Raw genomic sequence first — 6,375 nt, 5'->3', positions numbered from 1 at the left:
TTTGCAGGGGCTTTTTGCGTGAGGCATGCGGAGGGCGTGCGTTAGCACGGTGCGAAGCGCAGCGAAGCACCGAAGCGCTAGCGTAGCCCGTAGCACGCCGACCCGAGCGTTAGCGAGGGGCACGCCCAAAATGAGAATAAAAATTTAACTGTTAAATGCTTACTTAACCCCACTATCTTGAGTATGATTATTTTTAAGCAAAATCAAAAATTTTATTTACTTTTTCGTAAATTTGGATATTAAACCCTGTTATGAAATACCGCTGTCATTTCATCATCTTTATCTTAATTATGAAATTATTTCCTCTTTTCAGTCAAAATGACTATGAAAAACTATGGAACTCCGTAGAAAAGTTTGAAAGTAAAGGTCTGCCTAAATCTGCCTTAGATACCGTAAAAATTATTCTTGAAAAAGCTAAAAAAGAACAACATACAGGTCAGTACCTCAAAGCCTTGATACATGTAGTTAAGTTTAATGCACAAGTGGAAGAAGAAGGCTTAATCAACGGTATTACTTTGTTTGAAAAAGAAACAGAAAAAGCGGAATTTCCTGCTAAACCCATCCTACAGAGCATATTAGCTGATTTTTATTGGCAATACTACCAAAATAATCGGCATTTATTCTACAATCGTACGCCTGTTCAAGGTCAAAAAGATAACGACATTCGTACATGGGACTTACAAACGCTTCAAAATAAAATTACAGAACTATACCTTGCATCCCTACAAAACAAAGAAAAACTTAAAACTGTATTTGTCAAGGACTTCCCTGAAATTATCCACCATTACAAAGAAAATGATATCTACGCCCCTACCTTGTTTGATTTTTTAACCCAAAGAGCTTTATCCTATTTCACAAACGAAGAGCGTGCTATCACCGAACCCACTTACGCATTTGAAGTTACTGACCTTTCTGCACTATCTACTCCTAAAACTTTTATTCAAACTCAATTCAGCACTCCTGATAAAGAAAGCCTTAGATATCAATCATTGCTGCTATATCAAGAAATGATTGCTTTTCATATTCAAGACAAAGACCCTTCTGCTTTTATAGAGTGGAATTTACGCCGTTTATCGTATGCTTATCGCATCACATTTAACGAAAATAAAGATGAAACTTATTTACAAACTTTACAGCAGCTTAGCGAAGAGTTTGCCGCACATCCCGAAGCTGCACAAATTCAATATCAAATAGGAATGCACTTACAAACGCACGGTAAAACTAAAAATGGACTTAATCCCGAACAGCAAGCCGCAGCTATCTATGAAAAGGTCATACAAAAATATCCTTCTACTTGTAGAGGCGTAAAAAATTGTGCCGCTGCGCTGAACGCTTTACAACAACCTGAGATGATTATACAAGTAGAGCATCAAGTAGCTCCTAATAGCCCGTTCAAAATTTATCTTGCTGCTAAAAACCTTGCTCAAACCTATATTCGCATAGTTTCTTTATCTACTAATCCTTTCAGTGCAAAAAACCCTGATGAAGAAAATGTGTATGAAACCGAAAAAATAATTAAGTTTTTGCTCAAACAAACTCCTGTTCAGTCTTTTACCTTGAACATTCCTTTTGCAAACCAAAAAGATTACCAAATACATTCTACCGAAGTTAAAATTCCTGCTTTGCAGTTGGGGCGCTACGCAATCTTAGTTAGTGCAGAAAAAGATTTTTCTTTAAGTAAAAATTGTATTAAATATGCCATTTTTTGGGTAACTAACCTTTCTATCGTTACACAGAGCATATCAAAAGCTAGAAAAGCCGAGAATCTTATACGGGTATTACACGCACAAACAGGCAAACCTATTCCGCAAGCTACTGTACAAGTGTTTTACAAGGACTATAACTACCAAACTCGACGCTATGAATTTGTTAAGTATAAGACCTTGACTACTAATTCGGAAGGAATAGCTGCTATAGAAGGGATGGAAAACTTTTATCATGCTGTTTCACTATTTGTAACCTACCAAAATGATGCTTATTTTTCAGACAAAGCTTTGTATTTAGCCATTGGTAAAGGGGATAAATTAGCCCGTAACCAAACTTTTTTCTTTACAGACCGTGTCCTTTATCGCCCTGGGCAAACTATTTACTTTAAGGCACTGTGCTTACATCAACCTGCGAATAGTGAAATATATCAAATTCGGCAAAATGAATCTGTAACGGTATATTTTTATGATGTTAATCATCAATTGGTCAGCAAATTAGACCTTCGCACGAACGAATATGGTACAGTTCACGGTGCTTTTACTGCACCTATGGGCGTACTGAATGGAAACATGTACATTACAGATGGAAATGGAGAACGGTATTTTTCAGTAGAAGAATACAAACGACCTAAATTTGAGGTCTACACTTTACCTATTACAAGTAGCTACCGTTTAGGCGATAAAATTACTGTGGTTGCCGAAGCTAAATCGTATGCAGGAGCTGCCGTTACTAATGCCAAAGTACAGTATCGTGTAGTACGGCAAGCCCGTTATCCACGTTGGTGCTGGTGGTGGGGTGAATATCCAGACCTAACTAAAACCAAAAAAGAAATTGCACACGGAATTACTCAAACTAATGAAAAAGGTCAAGCAGAAATAACTTTTGAAGCTATTCCCGATAAATCCATAGATAAACAATTTAACCCCATTTTTACCTATACAGTTTACGTAGACGTTACAGACCTTAATGGTGAAACCCGCAGCACACAAGTCAATATCAAAGCAGGCTATACAGCCATTACTCTATCTACTGATATTCCCGACATTATAGACCGAGATAAACTTGAACCTATCCATATTTTTACTGAAAACCTTAACGGACAGCATCATAATACACTTATTAAATACGCTTTTGTACCTTTACCTAAAAAAGAAAAACTCTTTCGCAAACGGTTATGGCAAACTCCCACAGACTTTTTGCTTACTAAACAAGAATTTTACTCTACCTTTCCGTACGACCCCTATCAAAATGAACATCAATATCGTTTAGATGAAATTAAACTTCCCGAAAATGCCATTACTGTTGAAAATAAACTTAATCAAACCGTGTCCATACCTGCTCACTTGCCGAGTGGCAATTACGCGCTTATTGTAGAAGCCCAAGATAAATATGGCACAGCTATACGTTATGAAAAAGAATTTATCCTTTATAGCCCAAAAGAAACACAAGCCGTTCAGCAAGAAATATTTTACTGTATTCCTGTTTACACTCAAAAGGTGCAACCAAACGAAAAAGCTAAAATTCTAATAGGTTCTGCACTAACGGATGCCCTTGTCCAAGTTCAAGTAGAACACCGTGAGTCTATTGTATCACAGCAACTTATTACGCTTAATCAATCTCAACACTTACTTGAGATACCCATTACCGAAGAAATGCGCGGCGGGATAGTGGTACATGTTTCAATGATTCACCAATATCGTTTTTACTATCAAAAAATTCTTATTTCTGTACCTTGGGACAATAAAGAACTTACCCTCAAATGGAGCACTTTTCGCAACAAGCTACAACCTGGACAAAAAGAAGAGTGGAAACTAACCGTTTCAGGTAAAAACGCAGAAAAAGTAATGGCAGAATTACTTGCCAACCTTTACGATGCTTCTTTAGACCTATTCAAACCAAATGATTGGAACTTATCTTTATACCCAAATTATGATAGCCATTACGGGATTCATGAGTATGGTTTGGGACTATCTCACATAGGTACATTCCAAGAGCATTGGTACCAGTACGTATATGGCTATTCTCTCAGTGATGACCAAATTAACTACTATGGTTTATACTTTTACCAAACATATAGAGATCTATACCTCAAAAGAGGAAGTAAAAAAGGGAAAATGTCCGAACCTGCTTACTCTATAACTTTTAATTCACCTAAGCGCAACGGTGCTCCAAATGAAACAGATGTGGGCAGTAAGTTAGATGATAATGAAAAAATTCCTGTTAATGGTAATAATGAAGTTGAAAAAGCTCCCTCAAAAGACAAAGACCAAGATCTGGAAAATAAAAAACAGACAGAATTGAAAATACGCACTAATTTTAATGAAACAGCATTTTTTTATCCCCAAGTCCAAACGAACGAGAAAGGGGAGTTTGTGCTTAGCTTTACTATCCCCGAAGCATTGACTAAGTGGAAATTTATGGCACTAGCCCATACCCAAGACCTTAAAGTAGGCTTTTTGTACGATGAAGTCATTACACAGAAAGAACTGATGGTTCAACCTAACGCACCTCGCTTTTTCAGAGAAACAGATATAATAGAGTATCCCGTCAAAATTACAAACTTATCCACTAAAACACTCACAGGTAAGGTAAAAATTGCCCTTTTTGACGCCCTAACACTCAAACCTATTGAATCGCTCTGCCAAATTTCTAATGTAGAACAAGACTTTACCATAGCCCCAGGACAAAATAAAGGTATTTCTTGGCGAATGGTTATTCCTGTCGGTACATCTGCTATTACGCATCGAGTAGTAGCCCTTACTAATGAATTTTCTGATGGCGAGGAAGCTACTGCGCCTGTGGTTACAGATAGAATTTTAGTTACAGAAAGTCTACCTCTACCTATTCGGGGCAAAGAAAAAAAGAAATTCACTTTTGATAAGCTCATTACTCAAAATGCAGGTTCTACAACGATTAGAAATCATAAACTAACTCTGGAATTTACTTCTAATCCCGCGTGGTACGCTGTGCAGGCACTACCTTATTTGATGGAATTCCCACACGAATGCACTGAACAAATATTTAGCCGTTTTTATGCGAATAGCATTGCTGCGCATATTGCTAATTCACATCCTAAAATCAAAGCGGTATTTGACCGTTGGGCAAATGAACCTGATAGTAAAGCTTTACTGTCTAATTTAGAAAAAAATCAAGAACTTAAATATGCACTTTTAGAGGAAACCCCTTGGGTTTTAGAGGGAAAGGACGAAACAGAACGCAAAAAACGAATTGCGCTTCTTTTTGACCTCAATCGCATGAACTATGAGCTTAGCAAAGCACTCAAAACCCTAGCAGAACGGCAAACGCCAAACGGAGGTTTTGCATGGTTTCCAGGTATGCCTGACAATCCTTGGATAACGCAGCACATTCTTGCAGGAATCGGACATTTGAACGTATTGGGCATAAACGTAGAAAAATACGGACAACTACAAACTATTATTCAAAAAGCCGTTCCTTACATGGATGCCCGCATGCATGAACATTATCAAAATATTAAAAAATATGCTACGAACCTCAATGATAACCACCTAAGCTACTATGCTATACACTACTTATACACAAGGAGTTATTTCACCGAATATAAGTTGGACAACCATTATGAAGAAGCTTTCAAGTATTTTGTTAAGCAAGTAGAAAAGTATTGGACAAGTTGCAACATCATGCTCAAAGGTATGATAGCTTTAGGTATGCACCGTTTTGCTCATAACAACACAAAAGCATATTTACCGCAAACTAATCCCAAATTCGCTTTGGATATTATGAAGTCCATTAAAGAACATGCTATTTATCACGAAGAGATGGGAATGTATTTCAAAGAGAACACGGGAGGTTACTATTGGTATCAAGCGCCTATTGAAACGCAAGCCCTTATGATTGAGTGTTTTGATGAAATTACGAATGACCAAAAATCAGTAGAAGAGCTTAAAGTATGGTTATTGAAACACAAACAGACTAATGATTGGAAAACAACCAAAGCTACTGTGGAAGCATGTTATGCTTTGCTGCGCAGGGGCGTTAATCAGCTTTTGAGTGATGAGCTTGTAGAAATTACTTTGGGTAGTCTTACCATAGTACCTGAAAAAGCAGAAGCAGGTACAGGTTATTTCAAGACTGTGTGGCAGGCAAGTGATATTAAATCAGACATGGGCAACATCACAGTGCATAAAAAAGATGAGGGAGTAGCTTGGGGCGCGGTATATTGGCAATATTTTGAGCAAATGGATAAGGTTACACCGCATGAAACTCCTCTTAAACTTAAAAAGCAGATATTCATTGAACGGAATACGGACAGAGGTAAAGTATTGGAACCCATTACCGAAAATACACCTATTCAAGTAGGGGATATAGTCAAAGTAAGGATAGAGTTAAGGGTAGACAGGGACATGGAGTACATACATCTCAAAGATATGCGTGCCGCAGGATTTGAACCGATGAATGTACTTTCGCAGTACAAGTATCAAGGGGGTTTGGGCTACTATGAAAGTACCCGGGACATAGCCACACACTTTTTTATGGATTATTTACGTAAAGGTACGTACGTGTTTGAATATCCTTTGCGAGCTGCACATAGGGGCGTATTTCAGAATGGAATAGCTACCATACAATGCATGTATGCCCCTGAATTTAACAGTCATTCTGAAGGTATAAAAGTAGAGATTAAGTAAGTTA

2 protein-coding genes are annotated in these 6,375 nt (G+C 37.6%); both read left to right on the top strand.

The annotated features are described in order from the left end of the window. Positions 1–25: 25 nt before the first annotated feature. Positions 26–148 (top strand): hypothetical protein, encoded by a 123-nt coding sequence (locus NZ519_00205; GenBank protein ID MCS7027161.1) that lies wholly within the window; start codon positions 26–28, stop codon positions 146–148. 142 nt (positions 149–290) lie between these two features. Beyond that, positions 291–6,371 (top strand): MG2 domain-containing protein, encoded by a 6,081-nt coding sequence (locus NZ519_00200; protein ID MCS7027160.1) that lies wholly within the window; start codon positions 291–293, stop codon positions 6,369–6,371. Positions 6,372–6,375: the final 4 nt, after the last annotated feature.

The organism is Bacteroidia bacterium (assembly GCA_025056095.1).
In the GTDB taxonomy this organism is placed as follows: Bacteria; Bacteroidota; Bacteroidia; order JANWVE01; family JANWVE01; genus JANWVE01.
Note: the sequence above shows the minus strand (reverse complement) of the source record. Positions and strands in the feature narration are given on the sequence as shown.

What these genes read in the sequence shown, in the direction of transcription:
- NZ519_00205 (MCS7027161.1), top strand. Translation starts at nt 26, where the DNA reads ATGCGGAGGGCGTGCGTTAGCACGGTGCGAAGCGCAGCGAAGCACCGA.
- NZ519_00200 (MCS7027160.1), top strand. Translation starts at nt 291, where the DNA reads ATGAAATTATTTCCTCTTTTCAGTCAAAATGACTATGAAAAACTATGG.